Source organism: Streptomyces sp. NBC_00310, assembly GCF_036208085.1.
Lineage (GTDB): Bacteria > Actinomycetota > Actinomycetes > Streptomycetales > Streptomycetaceae > Streptomyces.
This window is the reverse complement of sequence record NZ_CP130714.1, coordinates 3,137,963-3,157,878: the sequence shown is the minus strand read 5'-3', so window position 1 is coordinate 3,157,878 and position 19,916 is coordinate 3,137,963. Positions and strand designations below refer to the sequence as shown.

17 protein-coding genes and 2 pseudogenes are annotated in these 19,916 nt (G+C 71.7%); 14 read left to right on the top strand and 5 right to left on the bottom strand.

Annotated features, from left to right (window positions below):
- The first annotated feature begins 57 nt into the window (after positions 1-57).
- A complete protein-coding gene (locus OG202_RS13910) occupies positions 58-1,419 on the top strand; it encodes an aminotransferase class V-fold PLP-dependent enzyme (RefSeq protein WP_327730132.1) in 1,362 nt (453 codons plus the stop codon).
- A 64-nt stretch (positions 1,420-1,483) separates the two neighbouring features.
- Here OG202_RS13910 and OG202_RS13905 read toward each other — a convergent pair whose 3' ends face one another.
- Positions 1,484-1,765: an Lrp/AsnC family transcriptional regulator gene (locus tag OG202_RS13905; RefSeq protein WP_326583389.1), complete on the bottom strand. Its 282-nt coding sequence runs from the start codon at positions 1,763-1,765 to the stop codon at positions 1,484-1,486.
- A complete protein-coding gene (locus tag OG202_RS13900; protein WP_326583390.1) occupies positions 1,762-2,499 on the bottom strand; it encodes a rhomboid family intramembrane serine protease in 738 nt (245 codons plus the stop codon). Before OG202_RS13900 ends, OG202_RS13905 begins: the two co-directional genes overlap by 4 nt.
- A 198-nt stretch (positions 2,500-2,697) precedes the next feature.
- On the opposite strand from OG202_RS13900, the gene OG202_RS13895 reads away from it, so the two are divergent.
- The 5 genes from OG202_RS13895 (at position 2,698) to OG202_RS13875 (ending at position 8,296) form a co-directional block, all read left to right on the top strand.
- Positions 2,698-2,937 carry a hypothetical protein gene (locus OG202_RS13895; RefSeq protein ID WP_326583391.1) on the top strand — a complete coding sequence of 80 codons (240 nt, stop codon included), beginning with the start codon at positions 2,698-2,700 and terminating at the stop codon, positions 2,935-2,937.
- A 34-nt stretch (positions 2,938-2,971) separates the two neighbouring features.
- Positions 2,972-4,315, top strand: a complete 1,344-nt coding sequence (locus tag OG202_RS13890) for an NYN domain-containing protein (protein ID WP_326583392.1) — start codon at positions 2,972-2,974, stop codon at positions 4,313-4,315.
- Positions 4,316-4,574: 259 nt separating this feature from the next.
- Entirely contained in the window at positions 4,575-5,606 is a 1,032-nt protein-coding gene (locus tag OG202_RS13885) for a C40 family peptidase (protein WP_326583393.1), read from the top strand.
- Between the two features lie 311 nt (positions 5,607-5,917).
- Entirely contained in the window at positions 5,918-6,940 is a 1,023-nt protein-coding gene (locus tag OG202_RS13880; protein ID WP_328222814.1) for a C40 family peptidase, read from the top strand.
- Between the two features lie 84 nt (positions 6,941-7,024).
- A complete protein-coding gene (locus OG202_RS13875) occupies positions 7,025-8,296 on the top strand; it encodes a hypothetical protein (protein ID WP_328222813.1) in 1,272 nt (423 codons plus the stop codon).
- A gap of 21 nt (positions 8,297-8,317) precedes the next feature.
- Here OG202_RS13875 and OG202_RS13870 read toward each other — a convergent pair.
- Positions 8,318-8,689, bottom strand: a pseudogene (locus OG202_RS13870) (PadR family transcriptional regulator); the annotation flags it as partial.
- A 4-nt stretch (positions 8,690-8,693) separates the two neighbouring features.
- Between OG202_RS13870 and OG202_RS13865 the strand changes: the two are divergent.
- Positions 8,694-9,122: pseudogene (locus OG202_RS13865) on the top strand (MATE family efflux transporter); the annotation flags it as partial.
- Here the strand turns inward: OG202_RS13865 and OG202_RS13860 are convergent.
- Positions 9,086-10,318 (bottom strand): glycosyltransferase family 87 protein, encoded by a 1,233-nt coding sequence (locus OG202_RS13860; RefSeq protein WP_327732276.1) that lies wholly within the window; start codon positions 10,316-10,318, stop codon positions 9,086-9,088. The pseudogene OG202_RS13865 and the gene OG202_RS13860 sit on opposite strands and share 37 nt — an antisense overlap.
- A gap of 182 nt (positions 10,319-10,500) precedes the next feature.
- Between OG202_RS13860 and OG202_RS13855 the strand changes: the two genes are divergently transcribed.
- Together OG202_RS13855 and OG202_RS13850 are read left to right on the top strand one after the other, a co-directional pair.
- Positions 10,501-11,643, top strand: coding sequence for a glycosyltransferase family 4 protein (locus tag OG202_RS13855; protein WP_327730134.1), 1,143 nt, complete (start codon positions 10,501-10,503; stop codon positions 11,641-11,643).
- A gap of 191 nt (positions 11,644-11,834) precedes the next feature.
- The gene (locus OG202_RS13850) at positions 11,835-13,421 is read left to right on the top strand and encodes a GMC oxidoreductase (protein ID WP_326583397.1); all 1,587 of its coding nucleotides are present in this window, start codon (positions 11,835-11,837) and stop codon (positions 13,419-13,421) included.
- Between the two features lie 34 nt (positions 13,422-13,455).
- On the opposite strand, the gene OG202_RS13845 is transcribed toward OG202_RS13850, so the two are convergent.
- Positions 13,456-15,252, bottom strand: coding sequence for an AMP-dependent synthetase/ligase (locus tag OG202_RS13845; protein WP_326583398.1), 1,797 nt, complete (start codon positions 15,250-15,252; stop codon positions 13,456-13,458).
- A gap of 357 nt (positions 15,253-15,609) precedes the next feature.
- Here OG202_RS13845 and OG202_RS13840 point away from each other — a divergent pair, with 357 nt between their 5' ends.
- The 5 genes from OG202_RS13840 (at position 15,610) to OG202_RS13820 (ending at position 19,916) form a co-directional block, all read left to right on the top strand.
- The gene (locus OG202_RS13840; RefSeq protein ID WP_326585862.1) at positions 15,610-16,365 is read left to right on the top strand and encodes a metallophosphoesterase family protein; all 756 of its coding nucleotides are present in this window, start codon (positions 15,610-15,612) and stop codon (positions 16,363-16,365) included.
- A gap of 159 nt (positions 16,366-16,524) precedes the next feature.
- On the top strand, positions 16,525-16,965 hold the full coding sequence (locus OG202_RS13835) for an SRPBCC family protein (protein WP_326583400.1): 441 nt from the start codon (positions 16,525-16,527) through the stop codon (positions 16,963-16,965).
- A 117-nt stretch (positions 16,966-17,082) separates the two neighbouring features.
- A complete protein-coding gene (locus OG202_RS13830; protein ID WP_327730135.1) occupies positions 17,083-18,270 on the top strand; it encodes an ArsA family ATPase in 1,188 nt (395 codons plus the stop codon).
- Between the two features lie 57 nt (positions 18,271-18,327).
- Positions 18,328-18,867 carry a DUF5304 domain-containing protein gene (locus tag OG202_RS13825; RefSeq protein ID WP_327730136.1) on the top strand — a complete coding sequence of 180 codons (540 nt, stop codon included), beginning with the start codon at positions 18,328-18,330 and terminating at the stop codon, positions 18,865-18,867.
- 95 nt (positions 18,868-18,962) lie between these two features.
- Positions 18,963-19,916 (top strand): ROK family glucokinase, encoded by a 954-nt coding sequence (locus OG202_RS13820; RefSeq protein WP_326583403.1) that lies wholly within the window; start codon positions 18,963-18,965, stop codon positions 19,914-19,916.

Below are 19,916 nucleotides of genomic sequence, written 5' to 3'. Positions count from 1 at the left end.
TGCCGTCGACATGCTGTCCGGCACGGTGATGCCGCCTGCTTTCACGGGAGTTCCGCCATGTCTGTCTCCACCCTTGCCGCCGACCGGTCCGTTTGTGCCCCGCTGCCCGTTCTGGGCCGGGATGTCACCGTCCCGCTCGTCACCGGTGGCGAGGTCACCTACGCCGCGCTCGACTACGCGGCCAGCGCCCCGGCCCTGCAGCGGGTGTGGGACGACGTGGCGGCGTACGCGCCCTACTACGGCAGTGTCCACCGCGGCGCCGGCTACCTCTCCCAGCTGTCGACCGACCTCTTCGAGAACGCCCGCAGGACCGTCGCGGAGTTCCTCGACTGCCGGGCCGACGACCAGCTGATCTTCACCCGCTCGACGACGGACTCCCTGAACCTCCTGGCCCGGGCCCTCCCCGCCGACTGCCAGGTCTTCGTCTTCGAGACCGAGCACCACGCCTCGCTGCTGCCCTGGCGGAACGCGCGGGTGACCTACCTGGACGCGCCGCGTACGCCGCAGGAGGCCGTGGCCACCCTGGACGCCGCGCTCGCCGGCCGCGACCCGTACGGCCCGGCGCTGGTGTGCGTCACCGGTGCCTCCAACGTCACCGGGGAGATCTGGCCGGTGCGCGAGCTGGCCGACGCCGCGCATGCGCACGGCGCGCGGATCGTGCTCGACGCGGCCCAGCTCGCACCCCACCACCCCGTCTCCGTACAGGAGTTGGACGTGGACTGGGTCGTCTTCTCGGGGCACAAGCTGTACGCGCCCTTCGGGTCGGGCGTCCTCGCCGGCCGTGCCGACTGGCTCGGCGCGGCCGAGCCGTACCTCGCCGGGGGCGGCGCCTCCCGCAAGGTGACCCGGCGTACGGACGGCGGCGTGGACGTCGAGTGGCACGAGACCGCCGCCCGGCACGAGGCCGGCTCGCCCAACGTCATCGGCGCCTACTCCATCGCCTCCGCCTGCAAGGCCCTCACCGAGGCCGGGTTCGACACGCTGGTCGCCCGTGAGCGGTATCTGATCGACGCCGTACGGGCCGGGCTCGCCGAGGTGCCCGAGGTCCGGATCCTGTCCCTCTTCGGGGACGACGCCCCGCGCGTCGGCGTCCTCTCCTTCGTCGTCGAGGGCTGGAACAGCTCCCACTTCGCCGCCGCGCTCTCCGCCGAGTACGGCATCGGCGTACGCGACGGCCTCTTCTGCGCCCACCCCCTGGTCCGTACCCTCCTCGGCAGCGACCCGCAGACCCAGGGCGAGTGCGGCGCCCCCGAGGCCGCGCCCGGCGAGCGGTCACTCAACGCGATCAGGGTGAGCTTCGGCGCGGGCACCCCCGACGAGCACGTGGAGCGGTTCGTGGGAGCGGTGCGGGACCTCGTACGCAACGGTGCGCAGTGGAACTACCGTACGGAGGACGGCCGTTGCGTTCCGGCCGTCTGACCCGTCCGTCCTGAGGACGAGTGCGGGGCGAGGATCTCCTCGCCCCGGGGGAGCCTCGCGGCTCTCAGCCGTCCAGTCCGATGGAGAACGCGGTCTCGAGGTCATGCTGGGAGTAGGCCCGGAACGCGACGTGCGTATCCGTCCCCAGAACCCCCGGGATCTTGCTGATCTGCCCGGGAATCACGTCGGCCAGATTCTCGTGCTCCTTCACCCGGACCATGGCGACCAGATCGTACGTACCGGTCACGGAGAACACCTCGGTCACGGATTCGATCGCGGCGATGGACTCCGCGATCTCCGGAATCCGGTCCACGCTGGTCTTGATGAGCACGATCGCGGTGATCACGGCTGGTGTTCTCCCTCGGGGGCCGGAGCTGAGGCATTCGGTTTCACTCTAGCCCTACGCCCATAACGCCCCCACGCGTAGACGAACCCCAGTCCGAACCCCACCAGATGCGCCAGATAGGCCACCCCCGGCCCCGAGGTCTGCCGCCCCGCGGCCAGCCACTGCAGGCTCACCCAGAACGGCAGGGTCACCCACGCCGGAAACCGCAGCGGAAGAAAGAAGAGGAAGGGCAGGAGGCTCGTCACCCGCGCCCTGGGGAACAGGAAGAGAAACGCGCCGAGGACCGCGGAGATCGCCCCCGACGCGCCGACCAGCGACTGCGGCGACCCGGCGTGCGCCGCCGCGTACGCCACCAGCGCGAGATAGCCGCAGCCCACGTAGAAGAGGGCGAACTCCACATGACCCATGCGTTCCTCGGCCATCGCCCCGAAGACGAAGAGGAAGAGCATGTTGCCGAGGAGGTGCAGCCAGCTGCCGTGCACGAAGAGCGCGGTGACGGGGGTGAGCGCCGCGCGCGGGGTGGCGTGGAAGAGTTCGACGGGCACGACGCCCCAGCGGCGGAAGTACGCCCGCTGCGCGACGAGCAGTTCGTCCCCGGTGCCGTACACGGGGTTGAGGCCCGCCGCCGGCCCGATCAGGAAGATCGCACAGCAGACGGCGATCAGCCCGTACGTCACCGGCGCCGACTCGTTTCGTACGGCCCGGGCGGCCGTGGTGCTCCACTTGCCGATCATGAACAGAGCATGACGTAACAGGACCCACCGTCACAGACCGCCTCGCCGCCGATGCCGGCCGGCCTCGCCGCCGGAGGCAATCGGCGCCACCGCCCCGGGCGAACGGGCGGCGAGTACCGGTCAGGCCGTAGGGTTACGAGCCACACGCACCGGGACGCCGGCGCTTCACGGAGACTGGAAGAAGGAAGAGCAGCCACGATGACGGTTCCCCTGCCGACGGACACCACCCGCTGGCGCTGCACGCTCTGTGGCAACCTCACGCGGTTCGACGTGACCCGCTCGTCGAAGGTCGTCGAGTACGTTCACCTCGACCTCGCCGGGGAGCCCAGGGTCGAGGAGCGCGACGTGGTCAGTGAGACCATCGAGTCGGTCCGCTGCCGCTGGTGCAACGCCGTGGACCAGGTGGAACTCGTGGACAGGCCGGGTGCCGGCTCCTGAGGGAGCGGGCCCCGCACAGACATTGGGGTGACGGATGGTGGAGACCGGGGGCGGGGGGCCGGGCGACGGCGCCGCTGAGGTGCTCGACCGTCCGCTGCCCGAGGGCGTGCGCAAACGGGTCGTGCAGATCGTCTCCGACGGCTTCGGCGGACTGACCGTCGCCGAACTGCCCGCACAGCTCAGACAGTACGCCCGGTTCACCCCGAATCGCCGAGTGAAGTTCGCGGGCAACGCGATGGCCGCGGCCGTGGAGACGGACACGCTTTTCAGACAGCGGATCGGGGAGCGGTTCCGGGAGGCTCACCCGGAGCTGGCCGGCGCCCTGGACACGGGCGCGCCGCCCCCGGCCGCGGATCCGCTGGACGTGGCGGCCGCGGCCTACGTACTGCGCCCCACGGGCTGGGTGAAGCTGGTCGCGGCCGCCGGTGAGGAGGCCCTGCGGGCGGACGCCGAGCGGGCCGACGAGGAGAGCCGGGCCGAGCTGGAGCGGCTGCGCGAGCAGCTCGCCGAGGCCCGCGGCCAGACGAAGGCCGAGACGGAACGGCTGCGGGCGGAGCTGGAGTCGGCCAAGAAGGAGGCCGACTCGCTGCACCGCAAGCTCCGGGCGGCCCTCAGCGACGTCAAGCGCGGCGAGGCCGCCCTGCGCAAGCTGCACGCCGAGATGGAGACCGTACGCACCGAGAGCCATGCCCAGGTGTCCGCCGCCGAGAGCGAGACCCGGCGGCTGAAGGCCCGGCTCGGCGAGGCGGAGGCCGCCCTGGAGGCCGCCCGGCGCGCCGCCCGCGAGGGCCGCAGCGTCGAGGACATGCGCGTACGGCTGCTGCTGGACACCGTGCTGGAAGCGGCCCAGGGGCTGCGGCGAGAGCTGGCGCTGCCGCCGGTCTCCGTACGGCCCGCCGAGACCGTCGACGCGGTCGAGCCGGGGCGGATGACCCCGAAGGACATCGCCGCCCGCGCGCTGTCGGAGAACGACCCGGCGATCCTGGACCAGTTGCTGGCGCTGCCGCAGGCGCATCTCGTCGTCGACGGCTACAACGTCACCAAGACCGGCTACCCGCAGATGCCGCTGGAGAAGCAGCGCCTGCGGCTCCTCGGGCAGCTCTCCCAGCTCGCCGCGCAGACCGGCGCCGAGGTGACCTGCGTCTTCGACGGGGCCGAGCTCGCCGCGCCGGTGCTGCTCGCGCCGCCGCGCGGGGTGCGGGTGCTGTTCTCCAAGCCCGGTGTCACCGCCGACGAGTTGATCCGTCAGCTGGTGCGCGCCGAGCCGCCCGGCCGGCCGGTCATCGTCGCCTCCACCGACCGCGAGGTGGCCGACGGGATCGCCAAGGCGGGCGCGCGCCCGGTGGCGTCCGCGGTGCTCCTCAAGCGCCTTTCCTGACCTTTCGATGCCGTCCGCCCCAACAGCAACTTACGTGCGCTATGCCCGAATTGATCGGGCTGTTGCGCCACGTAGCGTCAACCGAGCGCTACTGCATGTGCGTTGAGTGTAAATTGTGCGCCGTGGGGCGGGATTTTTCCTGTGGGGGATTTGAAGTGATCACCGTTGGGTCACTAGGGTCTGGACTCAAACCTCTGAACGGGTGATCGTCGCCGGGGTCCCCGCCGGCCGGTCGCTCACATGAAGGAGTTCACCTACCGTGGCGTCCCACCGTCGACCGAAGCAGCCGAGCCGTGCGCGTGTGACCGTGCTCACCACAGCCGCCGCCGCTGCCGTGGCCCTGAGCTCTCAGGCCGCCAACGCCGCGCCCTCCGAGAAGCCGACCAAGGACGAGGTCAAGGCCAAGGTCCACAAGCTCTACGAGGACGCCGGGCGGGCCACGGACAAGCTGAACGGGGCCGAGGAGAAGCAGGAGAAGCTCGAGAAGGAGATCTCCACGATCCAGGACAACGTCGCCAAGGGTCAGGAAGACCTCAACGAGCTGCGTGAGGGCATAGGCCTGGCGGCCAGCGCCCAGTACCGCTCGGGCGGCATCGACTCCTCGATCCAGCTCTTCCTCTCCGCCGACCCGGACGACTACCTGGACAAGGCCGCCACGCTCGACCAGCTGACCAGCCAGCAGGTCGAGTCGCTGAAGAAGATCCAGGAGAAGCAGCGCACGCTCGCGCAGCAGCGCCAGGAGGCCACCGAGAAGCTGGAGGACCTCGCCGACACCCGCGAGACCCTGGCCGAGAAGAAGAAGGAAGTCCAGAGCAAGCTGGCCGCGGCGCAGAAGCTCCTCAACACCCTGACGGCCGAGGAGAAGGCCGCCCTGGACGAGCAGGAGACCCGCGCCAGCCGCGATGCCGGGGAACGCGTCGACCTGGGCAACGAAGCACCGGCCTCCGACCGCGGCGCCGCCGCCCTCGCCGCCGCCGCCACCCAGGAAGGCAAGCCGTACGTCTCCGGTGGCAGCGGCCCCAACTCCTACGACTGCTCCGGGCTGACCCAGTGGGCCTACGCCCAGGCCGGTGTGGGGATCACCCGGACCACGTACACGCAGGCGAACGACGGCACGAGGATCGGCCGCGGTGAACTCATGCCGGGCGACCTGGTCTTCTTCAACGACCTGGGACACGTCGGCCTCTACGCGGGCAATGGCATGGTCCTGCACGCCCCGTACCCGGGCAAGAACGTCCGCTACGAGTCCATGAGCACCATCGGGACCTTCCAGTTCGGTGTCCGTATCTGACACCCGCACCGGCGTGAACAGGGCCGATCGTCACAGCGTGTGACGATCGGCCCTGTTTCTCTTCAAGATCAGGACACAGCGCCGCCCGAATGGGCGAATTCCCGCATCTCGCGCTGACCCCTTCCCCCGCTGGTGACCTGGGCACCAGGCCGGACGTCACGCTGTGTCGTCGCCGAGGTCTTTGGCTGGGACACGGTCGCGCGGCTACTGTCGGCCGCGCTTCCCTCACCCGCCGTGAGCGCATCCCTCCCGGGGGCGCCCTCCGGCCCGGGGGAGGGTCCTGTCCACCGTCGAAGGGAGTGCGGCTTCCCGTGGTGTCCCACAGTCGCCTTGTACCGTCCGGGTTCGACCGGGGCGCGGCCGCCGCCCTCGGTGTGCTGTCCGCCGCGGCCGCCGCCCTCGGCGCCATCCCCGCCCAGCAGGCCGCCGCCGCGCCGCACGACGACACCCGAGCCGAGGTGGACCGGCTGTACGAGGAGGCCGAGAAGGCCACCGAGGCCTACAACAAGGCCGACGAGCGCGCCGACGAACTGCGCGACCAGGTCGGCACCGCGCAGGACTCGATCGCCCGCCAGCAGGACCGCATCAACGCCATGCGGGATTCGCTGGGTTCGCTCGCCGGCGCGCAGTACCGCTCCGGCGCCGTCGACCCGTCGGTCGCCCTGCTGTTCTCCGACGACCCGGACGACTACCTCGACACGGCCGCCGCCCTGGACCGCATCAACGCCCACCAGGCGGGTGAACTCCACGACCTCCAGCAGGCCATGCGCGAACTCTCCCAGAACCGTGCGGAGGCCAGTGGCAAGCTCGCCGAGCTGGAGAAGAGCCGCAAGGCCGTCGCCCGGCACAAGCGAGCCGTCGAGGGGAAGCTCGCGGCGGCCCGGCGGCTGCTCGACTCGCTCCCGGACGAGGAGCGCGCGGCGTACGACCGTGCCTCCCGCTCCGGCCGGACCGACGTGCCCGACCTCTCCGGCGCCGTCGCCCCCAGCGGCCGTGCGGCCGCAGCCGTCGCCGCCGCCCGCTCCGCCCTCGGCAAGCCATACGTGTGGGGTTCCACCGGCCCCCACGGCTTCGACTGCTCCGGTCTCATGGTCTGGTCGTACGGACAGGCCGGAGTCGGACTGCCGCGCACCTCGCAGGCCCAGCGGTACGCCGGCACCCAGGTTCCGCTCTCCCAGGCCCGGCCCGGCGACCTCGTCACCTACCGGCCCGACGCCAGCCATGTCGGCATGTACGTCGGCAACGGCCAGGTCATCCACGCCCCCTACCCGGGTGCCCCGGTCCGCTACGACCCCGTCGGCATGATGCCGATCGCCTCGGTCACCCGCCCCTGACCGTCGCAGGGCTCCCGGCCGTCGTACGGCGGCCGGGAGCCGCAGCCCTGCCCTACGGCCACCGGACCCCCGTACGATCGGAACGTGGCTGGTCGAAGGCGCACGACGCGTTCCCGGTGCGGGTCGGGTGTCCGGCGCGGGCTCTCGGGGCGCGCAGGTGTCCCCTCGGCGGTCGCGCTCGCGCTCGCCCTCCTCGTCGGCTGCGGCGGCAACGCACCGCCCGACGCCGCCCGCGCCGACGTCCAGCGGATGCTGGAGCGGAGGGCCGCGGCGGTAGTGGAGCGGAACGGGGCGGCGTACCGCGCGACCGAGGCGCCGACGTCCTCCGTCGCCGGCCAACTGGCCACCGGGGCGGCCGAGTTCGTCAACCTGCGTGGCCTGCCGCTGTCTTCCTGGTCGTACGACCTCACCGCCTTCCACCGCTCCGGCGACCGGGCCACGGCCGAGGCGGCCCTGCGCTACCGGATACGCGGCTACGACCAGGCGCCCGTCACCGCCGTACGGACCCTCACCCTCGTCCGGGACGACGACAGGGGGTGGCGGGTCGCCGCCGACGAGCCCTCGAAGAAGGGCACCGAACAGCTGTGGGAGCAGGGGCGGATCGTGGCCGTCCGCGGGGAGCGGAGCCTCGTGCTGGGGGTCGGGCGGTCGGCGAAGACCCTGCGGGCGTACGCGGGGCTGGCGGACCGGGCCGTGCCCGCCGTCACGGAGGCTTGGGGCGAGGACTGGGCGCGGCGGGTCGTGGTCGTCGTGCCGGAGTCGCTGGAGGGGATGGCGGGGCTGCTGGGGGCGCCCGCGTCCGGGTACCGGGGGATCGCGGCGGTCACCACCGGAGAGGCCGACAGATCGGCCGAGGCGCCCGCGGACCGGATCGTCGTCAACCCCGACGCGTACGCCGTCCTCGGCGACTTCGGCAAGCAGGTCGTCCTCACCCACGAGACGACCCATGTCGCCACCCGCGCCGACACCAACGCCGCCACCCCCCTCTGGCTCTCCGAGGGCTACGCCGACTGGGTCGGCTACCGCACGACCGGCCGCACGGCCCCCGAGGTAGCCCCCGAACTGCACCGCGCGGTCGCGGAGGGCCGGGCCCCGGCCGCACTGCCCGCAGACTCCGACTTCGGCTTCTCCGACGACGCCGGCCGGCTCGCCCGGGCCTACGAGGGCGGCTGGCTGGCCTGCCGTCTGATCGCCGACCACTGGGGCGAGGTCCGCCTCGACGAGTTCTACCGGGCCGTCGGCGTGCACGGGAAGCGGGAGGGAGCGGTGGAGGGGGCCATGAAGGAGGTCCTGAACACGACTCCCGAGAAGTTCACCGAGCGGTGGCGGGAGTATGTGCGCGGGCAGCTCGGCTGAGCGCCGCCACCCCGTGCCCGCTCAGCCCGCCCGCTCGGGATCCAGCTCGGCGATCGCCTCCCTGAGCCACGCCCGCTCCGCCTTCCCCGTGGCCCGTGCCACCCGCAGCAGGCCCTGGCGGAACAGATCACCGGCCTCCTCGGCGCGTACGGGTTCGCCGTCCTCGTAGAAGAAGCTCGCCGGTGTCGTCAGGAAGTCCAGGCGGCGACGCAGGACGGCGGCCTGCTCCACAGGGTCGGGCAGATGGCGCAGGAAGGCGAGGAGTGTGTTGAAGCGCACCTGGTCGGTGATCTCCGCCTGCTGGGGATGCCGCAGGTGCTCCAGCAGCGCCGCGCGTCCCTCCTCCGTCAGCGACAGCACCCGGCGTGGGGCCGCGCCGCTGCCGGGTTCCGTGAACAGGGTCCTGTACGTCGCCACGATGGCCTTCTACGCCGTCCGGCAGGCGGTCGTGGTCTCGGGGGCTGTGGGCCTCACGGCGGCTGTGCTCGCGCCGGTGGTGATGAAGGCCTTCGGGGCCGGGCCCGGCGTCGCGGCCGAGGGTGTGCTCTTCCTGCGCTGCGTCGGGCCGTATCTGGTGCTGATGGGGTGCTGCATCGCGCTCGGCGGGGTGTTCGAAGGGAGTGGGCGCGCGTCGGCGCTGCTGCGGGTGACCGTGCTCGGCACGGCGGTCCAACTGCCGCTCGCCCACGGTCTGTCGGGGTTCGGGCTGCCCGGGATCTGTCTGGCGCTCGCGGTGTCCATGGCGGCGCAGTGCGTGGTGCTCGGGCCGTCGCTGTCGCGCGGGCCGGCTCAGGAGCCCAGCGGCTCCTTGGCGCGGGTCGGCTGATCCGGCAGGGGTTCCGGGGCGGGCCCAGGGGCCGTGTCGTGCCACAGCTCGAACGCGGCGAGGAGGGCGGCGAGGACGAGGAGGCCGTTGCGGACGAAGAGGAGGGTGATGCCCAGCCAGTCGCTGACCACGACGTGGGAGAACCAGACGGGGAACTCCAGGACGGTCACGAAGGAGGCCACCAGGATCATGACCGCCGGCCGGCCCATGCGGCTGCCCCGGAAGCAGAGGCACACGGCGGCGAGGCCGACCAGCCACACCATGTACTGGGGGCTGATCACCCGGCTGGTGGCCGTGAACATCAGCACCGCCACCAACGCGGCGTCCGCGAGGGTGTGCGGCGCGAACCGCCGGGCCCGCACCCGCCACAGCAGCAGCCAGGCGAAGGCCGCCCCGCTGAGCAGCAGGGCCCCGCCGCTGACGGTGTCGACGTGGTCGCCGAGGAACTCCACCGAGCCGTAGTTGAGGAGCACCTCGCCGTCCCAGCCGAACTGCCGGGCCACATGGAAGACGAGGGCGCCCAGCGACTCCACCTCGGTTCCCCGGTCCCGCTGGAAGGTCAGGAAGGCGAAGGCGCCGGGCATGGAGACGGCGAAGGCGGCGGCCACCGCGAGACCGGTGCCCGCCGCCCACGCCCAGGCCGCGCGCCCGCGGGCGCCCAGGAGCAGCAGTGCCGGCCACACCTTCAGCAGGGCCGCGAAGGCCGTCAGCGCCCCCATCGCGCGCGGATGGCGGCTGCCGGCGAGGAGGGCCGCGACCGCCACCGCCGTCACCATCACGTCGTAGCGGGCGTACACGGTCGGGCCGAGCAGGGGCAGGCCCGCCGCCCACACCCATGCGCCGCGCCACGACTTGCCGGGCCGGGCACCCGCGTACAGGAGCAGCGCGAGCACCGCCAGGTCGGCGAGGAAGGCGAGGACGAAGAACGCCGACGCGTAGTCCAGGAAGGGCAGCAGGGCGGGGGAGAGGATCGCGAGGGCGGCGGCGGGCGGGTACTGCCAGGTGACGTCGTCCAGGGGATACGTTCCTGTGCGCAGGGTCTCGTACCAGCCCCGGTAGATCACCGAGACGTCGCTGGTGACGTCCGGGCCCGGGAACACGTACACCTTGAAGACGAACAGCAGCAGGAGCAGCCGGGTGGCGCCCCAGAGCGTCAGCAGTCCGAACGGGAGCCGTCGAGAGCCCGTCATGTCCATCTGAGCCACGTGAGTCCCTGTCCGTCCCTGTCCGCCGGCGTCTGTCCGCACCGCGCCGCGCCGCGCGCCTGTGGGGGACATGATCCCCCGTCCGCCTGTGAAGCGGTCGTGAAGCGTGGCCGGGCTTGGTGTGCGTACGCCCGGGGAAGGAGGCCGACGCCCGTTCGGTAGGGTCGGCGGCGATGCACAAGACCCTGATCGTGACCAACGACTTCCCGCCCCGGCCCGGCGGTATCCAGGCGTTTCTGCACAACATGGCGCTGCGGCTGGACCCCGAGCGGATCGTCGTCTACGCGTCGACATGGAAGCGGAGCCGGGAGGGAGTCGAGGCGACCGCCACCTTCGACGCCGAGCAGCCCTTCACCGTCGTACGCGACCGGACGACCATGCTGCTGCCGACGCCCGCCGTGACCCGCCGCGCGGTCTCCCTGCTGCGGGAGCACGGCTGTACGTCGGTGTGGTTCGGCGCGGCGGCCCCGCTCGGTCTGATGGCACCCGCGCTGCGCCGGGCGGGCGCGCAGCGGCTGGTGGCCACCACGCACGGCCACGAGGCGGGCTGGGCGCAGCTGCCCGCCGCCCGGCAGCTGCTGCGGCGGATCGGCGAGGGCACGGACACGATCACCTACCTGGGCGAGTACACGCGCTCCCGGATCGCCACGGCCCTCACACCCGAGGCCGCCGGGCGGATGGTCCAGCTGCCGCCCGGCGTCGACGAGAAGACCTTCCACCCGGGCTCCGGCGGCGACGAGGTCCGGGCCCGGCTCGGGCTCACCGACCGGCCGGTCGTCGTCTGCGTCTCCCGGCTCGTGCCGCGCAAGGGGCAGGACACGCTGATCCGGGCGATGCCCGGAATCCTGGCCAAGGAGCCGGACGCGGTGCTGCTGATCGTCGGCGGCGGACCGTACGAGAAGGAGCTGCGCCGGCTCGCCCACGAGAGGGGGGTCGCCGGGTCCGTCCGTTTCACCGGCGCCGTCCCCTGGTCCGAGCTGCCCGCCCACTACGGCGCCGGCGACGTCTTCGCCATGCCGTGCCGCACCCGCCGGGGCGGCCTGGACGTCGAGGGACTGGGGATCGTCTACCTGGAGGCCTCCGCGACGGGTCTCCCGGTCGTGGCAGGCGACTCCGGCGGCGCCCCCGACGCCGTACTCGACGGCGAGACGGGCTGGGTCGTACGAGGCGGCTCCCCGGAGGACGCCGCCGAACGCGTCGTGGCCCTCCTCGGCGACCCGGAGCTGCGGGCACGCATGGGGCAGCGGGGCCGGGAGTGGGTCGAGGAGAAATGGCGCTGGGACCTGTTGGCGGAAACTTTGAAAACCCTGCTGTAGCCCCGTGAGGGGCACGGGGAGTACGCGACCAGCCACAAGAAACCCGCGGCCGCCCGCGTCGCGCGGGTGACACGCCGGATGGCGTCCCAAAACCGGCCCAACCCCTAGCCGGAGCCCAAAAATCCGCACATGCTGCGCACATGACAGCAAAACTGATGCAGCGTCAGCTGACGAGACGTCACATACTTGGAATGGCCGCCCTGCAGACGGCGGCCACCCTCGGCCTCACCCGCATCGACCTCCGGTCCGCCCACGCGGCCGAGCCCGACGCGGTCGAATCCGCCCCGGCGATCGTCATCGGCTCCGGCTACGGCGCCGCCGTGGCCGCCCTCCGCCTCGGCCAGGCCGGCATCCGCACCCTCGTCCTGGAGATGGGCCGGGCCTGGAACGCGCCCGGCTCCGACGGCAAGATCTTCTGCTCCACCAGGGAACCGGACGAGCGGTCCATGTGGTTCAAGACCCGGACCGAGGCCCCGCTCGCCACCTTCCTCTGGCTGGACGTCGTCAACCAGGACATCAGCCCCTACCCCGGCGTACTGGACCGTGTCCGCTACGCCAACATGTCGGTCTTCCTGGGCCGCGGCGTCGGCGGCGGCTCACTGGTCAACGGCAGCATGGCCGTCACCCCCCTCCAGTCGTACTTCGCCGAGCAGTTCCCGACCGTCGACACCGCCGAGATGTACGCCACGTACTTCCCGCGCGCCCGCGCCATGCTCGGCGTCAACACCATCGACCCCGCGTGGTTCGAGTCCACGGAGTGGTACCGCTTCAGCCGGATCTCCCGGGCCCACGCCGAGAAGGCGGGCCTGCGGACCACCTTCGTGCCGAGCGTCTACGACTTCGGTCACATGCAGCGCGAGGCGGCCGGCACCGCGACCAGATCGGCTCTTGCCGGAGAGGTCATCTACGGCAACAACCACGGCAAGAAGAGCCTCGACAAGACGTACCTCGCCGCCGCCCTCGGCACCGGCAACGTCACCATCCACACCATGGAACGGGCCAGGGGCATCCGCCGGCTGAGCGACGGGACGTACGTCGTCACCGTCGACCGCGTCGACGGCACGGGCACGGTCGTCGAGACCAAGGAGTACGGCTGCACCTACCTGTTCCTCGGCGCCGGCAGCGTCGGTACCACCGAACTCCTCGTCCGGGCGCGGGCGAAGGGCACCCTCCCCGCACTGGACGCCGGCGTCGGCGCGGGCTGGGGCTCGAACGGCAACGTGATGCTCGGCCGGGCCAACCACATGTGGGACACGGTCGGGGCGAACCAGTCGACCATGCCGGTCATGGGCATCGACGACTGGGCCAACACCTCCAACCCCGTCTTCGCCGAGATCGCCCCGCTGCCCACGGGCCTCGAACACTGGGTCAGCCTCTATCTGGCGATCACCAAGAACCCGGAGCGCGCTTCCTTCACCTACGACGCGGCGAGCGACTCGGCGAAGCTCGGCTGGAGCGCCGCCCAGAGCGCGGTCTCCTCCTCCATGGCCAAGAAGCTCTTCGACCGGATCAACTCGGCCAACAGCACGATCTACCGGTACGACCTGTTCGGCTCGTCCAACAAGGTGTTCGCCGACGACTTCACCTACCACCCGCTGGGCGGCTGCGTGCTGGGGAAGGCGACCGACAACTACGGCAGGGTGAAGGGGTATTCGAAGCTGTACGTCACCGACGGCTCGCTGGTGCCCGGCTCGATCGGGGTGAACCCGTTCGTCACGATCACCGCGCTCGCCGAACGCACGATGGCGCGGGTCCTCGTGGAGGACACCGCGCCATGAGCCGTGCGACCGCCGGTCGCCCCGTGACAGCTGGTTACTTCTGGTAGATCGCCTCGACCTCGTCCGCGTAGTCCTTCGCCACCACGTTGCGCTTGAGCTTCAGGGACGGCGTCAGGTGGCCCGACTCCTCCGTGAACTGGGAGGACAGAATGCGGAACTTCCGCACCGATTCCGCCTTCGACACCGCGGCGTTGCCGTCGTCGATCGCGGCCTGGACGGCCGCGTTCAGATCGGCGTCCGCGCTCAGTGACGCCGCGGTGGACCCCGCCGGCTTGCCGTGCTCGGCGGCCCAACGGCCCAGGAACTCCTCGTCGATGGTGATCAGCGCGCCCACGAAGGGCCGCCCGTCGCCCACCACCATGCACTCCGCGACCAGGGCGTGCGCCCGGATACGGTCCTCGATCACGGCCGGGGCGACGTTCTTGCCGCCCGCGGTGACGATGATCTCCTTCTTGCGGCCCGTGATCCGGAGATAGCCGTCCTCGTCGAGGGTGCCGATGTCACCGGTGTGGAACCAGCCGTCGGCCAGCGCCTCCTCGGTCGCACCCGGGTTGTTCCAGTACTCCTTGAACAGGTGCTCGCCGTGCAGCAGCACCTCCCCGTCGTCCGCTATACGGATGACGGAACCCGGCAGCGGCTGTCCGACCGTACCGATCTTCTGCCGGTCCCAGGGGTTGAACGCGGTGGCCGCACAGGACTCCGTCAGGCCGTAGCCCTCCAGGACCGTGAAACCGATGCCCCGGAAGAAGTGGCCCAGACGCTCGCCCAGCGGAGCGCCGCCCGAGATCGCGTACTCGCCCTTGCCGCCGAGCACCGCCCGCAGCTTGCTGTAGACGAGCCTGTCGAACACCTTGTGCTTGATCTTCAGGCCCAGCGCCGGACCCGACGCGCTGTCCAGCGCCTTGCTGTACGCGATCGCCGTGTCCGCGGCCTTGTCGAAGATCTTGCCCTTCCCGTCCGCCTGCGCCTTGGCCCGGGCCGAGTTGTAGACCTTCTCGAACACCCGCGGCACACCGAGGATCAGCGTCGGCCGGAAGGAGGCCAGCTCGTCGGTGAGGTTCTTGATGTCCGGTACGGTGCCCAGCTTGATCGGCGCCATCATCGGCGCGACCTGCACGAGCCGTCCGAAGACGTGTGCGAGCGGGAGGAAGAGCAGCACACTGCACTCGCCGGTACGGAACAGCGGCCGCAGCCGCTCCACCACGTTCCCGCACTCGGCGAAGAAGCTGCGGTGGGTGAGGACGCACCCCTTCGGGCGGCCGGTGGTGCCAGAGGTGTAGACGATGGTCGCCGGGTCGTCGGCCTTGGCCATCGAGCTGCGCTCCTCGACGGCCTGGTCGGTGACGCCCTGGCCGAGGCGGCCCAGCTCCTCCACACCGCCGCCCTCGATCTGCCAGACGTGCTTCAGCGCCGGCAGCCGGTCGCGCACCGACTCGACGGCGGCCGTGTGTACGTCCAGCTCCACGACCACGGCGGTCGCGCCCGAGTCGGCGAGGATCCACTGCACCTGCTCCGGCGAGCTGGTCTCGTACACCGGCACGGTGACCGCGCCGGCCGACCAGATCGCGAAGTCCAGCAGGGTCCACTCGTACCGGGTACGGGACATCAGTGCGACCCGGTCGCCCGGCTGGATCCCGGCGGCGATGAGGCCCTTCGCGGCGGTCCGCACCTCGGCGAGGAACTGGACGGCGTCGACGTCCTGCCAGACGCCGCCCACCTTGCGGGCGATCACGGCGACATCGGGATGCTGCGCGGCGTTTCTACGGACGATGTCCGTCAGATTGCCGTCCGTGGGGACCTCGTACAAAGCCGGAAGGCTGAACTCGCGCAAGACTGCTGCTCCTCATAGGGCGCCGGCGCCACGACTGAAGTGTGTGCTGCGACGGTGCGGTCCAAGGTCGGGCGAGCGCTCAGGTCCCACGTGGTTCCTTGGGTCTTACTGGTTGAAAACCTGAGCACAACTGGACTGCCCGGACGTTACCCGCCGGTATGGCTTCTCCGCGAGGGGGGTCCGGCGAGATGTTCTCCGCGTCACACATGCGGGGTTCTCCCGGGAAGAGTAATCCCCCCACTTGCTGACTGGCCAGTAACCGCACGTCCGATCGGCTCTGTTCACGTATGCCGCACACGCCTACGCTTGATCGTCATGGCACGCACACCGGGCGGTAACGGCAGAACGCGCATTCATGTGGTCAGCGACGTGCACGGCAACGCGCGCGACCTGGCCCGAGCGGGTGAGGGCGCCGACGCCCTGGTGTGCCTGGGCGACCTGGTCCTCTTCCTCGACTACGCCGACCACTCCCGCGGCATCTTCCCCGACCTCTTCGGTGCCGGGAACGCCACCCGGCTCGTCGAACTGCGCACCGCCCGGCGGTTCGAGGAGGCGCGCGAACTCGGGGCCCGGCTGTGGGCGGGCGTGGGCGAGGAGCGCTCCGCCGTGATCGAGAAGGCCGTCCGCAAGCAGTACGCCGAGATGTTCGCGGCCTTCCCCGCGCCGACGTACGCCACGTACGGCAATGTCGATATGCCGCGGCTGTGGCCCGAGTACGCGGGTCCGGGGACGACCGTGCTGGACGGCGAGCGGGTGGAGATCGGCGGGTGGGTCTTCGGCTTCGTCGGCGGCGGACTGCGCACCCCCATGCGGACGCCGTACGAGATCAGTGACGAGGAGTACGCCGCCAAGATCGAGGCGGTGGGGGAGGTGGACGTGCTCTGCACGCACATCCCGCCGGAGGTTCCCGAGCTGGTGTACGACACGGTGGCGCGCCGTTTCGAGCGGGGGAGCCGGGCGCTGCTGGACGCGATCCGCCGGACCCGGCCCCGGTACTCGCTGTTCGGGCACGTCCACCAGCCGTTGGCGCGGCGGATGCGGATCGGGGCGACGGAGTGCGTGAACGTGGGGCACTTCGCCGGGACCGGGAGGCCGTGGGCGTTGGAGTGGTGAGCGCACGGGCGGGGGTGAACCTCGGATGTGGGTGAACCTCTGATGGGGGTGAACCTCGGACGGGGTGACGAGGGTTCGGCCGGCGCGCGGTAGCCTTCACGCTGCACATACGTGCGCACCCACCTCCCTCACCGGACAGTCTCTGGAGGAGCCACGGCGATGGCGGAATTCACCAGTTCGAGCATCACGATCGAGGCTGCGGCGGCCGACGTCATGGGAGTGATCGCCGACTTCGCCCGCTACCCGGACTGGACGGGAGAGGTGAAGGAGGCGGAGGTGCTGGAGACCGACGGTCAGGGCCGCGCCGAGCAGGTCCGGCTCGTCATGGACGCGGGCGCGATCAAGGACGACCAGACGCTGGCGTACACCTGGTCCGGGGCGAACGAGGTGTCCTGGACGCTGGTCAAGTCCCAGATGCTCCGTTCCCTCGACGGGTCCTACATCCTGAAGCCGGTCGGCGACTCGGTGACCGAGGTGACCTACCAGCTGACCGTCGACGTCAAGATCCCCATGCTCGGGATGATCAAGCGCAAGGCGGAGAAGGTCATCATCGACCGGGCGCTGGCAGGTCTGAAGAAGCGCGTCGAGTCCGGCGCGTAGCGGTCGGCGCGGCGGCGCCCCGTCAGCACCGGTGAGGGCCTCCCGCCCCCGGCCGGTGCCGCCGCCGGGCGCTCACGCGGCGTCGGGGTGGGCGTCGCTGGGTTACCGTTCACCCTCATGCGCACCATCCTGATCACCGGGCAAGGCGGCAGCGGCCGTACGACGGTCGCGGCGGCCATGGGGCTCGAGGCAGCCCGCGAGGGCTCGCGGACGCTCGTGCTGAGCGCCGACCGGGTCGACAGCCTGGGGGCGGTGCTCGGGGTGGCGACCGGGGCGGAGCCCGTCCGGGTCACGTCGCATCTCACCGCCTGGCGGCCCGATGCCGCGGCGGGCTTCCGGGAGGATCTCGTCGCCTTCCAGGAGCGGGCCACGTCCGTGCTCGATCTGCTGGGGGCGGGACGGCTGGACGCCGAGGAGCTCACGCCCCTCCCCGGCGCCGAGGAGCTTGCCCTGCTGCGGGCGTTGCGCGACGCCGCGCTGTCGGAGGCGTACGACCTGCTCGTCGTCGATCTGCCGCCCGTGCCGCAGGCACTCGCGCTGCTCGGTCTCCCGGAGGAACTGCGACGGTATCTGCGACGGCTGCTCCCGCCCGAGCGGCAGGCGGCCCGTGCGCTGCGGCCGGTCCTCGGGCGGCTCGCCGGAGTGCCGATGCCCGCCGAGTGGCTGTACGAGACGGCCGCCCGCTGGGACGTCGAGCTGGCCGCCGTCGCCGCGGTCGTCGAGGACCCGCGGACGAGTGTGCGGCTGGTCGTGGAGCCGGGCCCGGCCGGCGCCGACCACGTGCGCCTCGCGAGCGTCGGACTCGCCCTGCGAGCCCTCCCCGTCGACATGCTGATCGCCAACCGCGTCCTGCCCGAGGGCACGCACGACACCTGGCTCGCCGGTCTCGTCGCCCAGCAGCGCAAGGCGCTGGAGGAGTGGGAGGAGGGCCCCTCGACACGAGAGGCCCGTCCCGTACGGGCCGTCGCCCACCTCGGGCACGACCCCCGCGGCGTCGACGACCTCGCCGCCCTCGGCGTCCCCGGTGCGGGTGACGCTCCCGCCCGCGTCGCGTGGCCCGTCACCGACAACCTCGGGGACGAAGGCGTGCTCGTGTGGCACGTCCCGCTGCCCGGCGCGGTACGGGACGAGCTGGATCTCGTCCGGCGCGGCGACGAGTTGGTCGTCACGGCGGGGCAGTTCCGCCGTATCGTGCCGCTGCCGTCGGCGCTGCGCCGCTGCACGGTCGACGGCGCGGCCCTGCGCGACGGCTCCCTGAGGATCCGTTTCGCGCCGGACCCGCGGTTGTGGCCCCGGACGCGGTGAACCGTATACGCCCGTTCGGGTAACGTCGAAGGTACGAACCGTAGGCAGGAGCCCGCCATGAGCGAAGAGCGCCCCACGTCCGACGCCGCTGGGGAGGACGCGGCCGAAGAGGCGCGGACGGCCGACGAGGTGCGCACGAGTGATCGGCAGCGCACCAGCGACCGGGTGCGCGCCACCGACGCCGACGCCTGGGCGACGGCGTGCGAGGAGGACCTCGTCGCGGAGAAGGCCCGCCGCCGGGCGCGGTACGGTCCGCCGCCGGGCTCGGCCGCCGAGGAACTGCGCAAGCTGGTCGACACCGTCGCGGACAAGCTCTCCGGGCTCCAGTCGCCGCTGCTCGGCGCAGTCGCCGGGGGTGCGGCCCAGCAGATGGTCAACCAGGTGGTCCGGCAGGCCAAGGCCGCCGTCGAACCCGTCATCGAACGCAACCCGGACGTCTTCGACCATCTCGCCGCCGCGGGCGGCGAACTGCTCGCCGCGTACCGCTCCGCGGTCGAGGCCCAGGAGCGACGCTGGACGAACCGGGACACCGCTCACCGGGAAGGTCGCGACCAGGGCGACGATCCGGGCCCCGGAGAGCGCATCGACCTGGACTGACACCGGGTCCGTCCGCCCGGCGGACGTCGGGAGTCCCGGGGCGGGGCCTCGGGTACGGTTGGCCGTAGCGGGGCTCGACCGAAACTGAGGGATTCATGGGACTCACCATCGGCGTCGACATCGGCGGAACCAAGATCGCGGCCGGTGTGGTCGACGAGGAAGGCAACATCCTCTCGACCCACAAGGTGCCGACCCCGGGCACGCCCGAGGGGATCGTGGACGCCATCGCCGCCGCCGTCGAGGGCGCGCGAGCCGGACACGAGATCGTCGGTGTCGGCATCGGCGCGGCCGGTTACGTCAACCGTCAGCGGTCGACGGTCTACTTCGCCCCCAACATCGACTGGCGCAACGAGCCGCTCAAGGAGAAGGTCGAGGCCCGCGTGGGCCTGCCGGTCGTCGTGGAGAACGACGCCAACGCGGCCGCCTGGGGCGAGTACAAGTTCGGCGCCGGCAAGGGCCATCGCAACGTCATCTGCATCACGCTCGGCACCGGCCTCGGCGGCGGCATCATCATCGGCAACAAGCTGCGCCGCGGCCACTACGGCGTCGCCGCCGAGTTCGGCCACATCCGCATGGTTCCCGACGGCCTGCTCTGCGGCTGCGGCTCGCAGGGCTGCTGGGAGCAGTACGCGTCGGGCCGGGCGCTCGTCCGCTACGCCAAGCAGCGCGCCAACGCCACCCCCGAGAACGCCGAGCTCCTCCTCGGTCTCGGCGACGGCACGCCCGACGGCATCGAGGGCAAGCACATCTCCATGGCCGCCCGCCAGGGCGATCCCGTCGCCGTCGACTCCTACCGCGAACTCGCCCGCTGGGCCGGCGCGGGCCTCGCCGACCTCGCCTCCCTCTTCGACCCGTCGGCGTTCATCGTGGGCGGCGGCCTGTCGGACGAGGGCGAACTGGTCCTCGACCCCATCCGCAAGTCCTACAAGCGCTGGCTCGTAGGCGGCAACTGGCGCCCGGTGGCCGAGGTCATCGCCGCCCAACTGGGCAACGAGGCGGGCCTGGTGGGCGCGGCGGACCTGGCGAGAGAACCCGACCCGATCATGTAG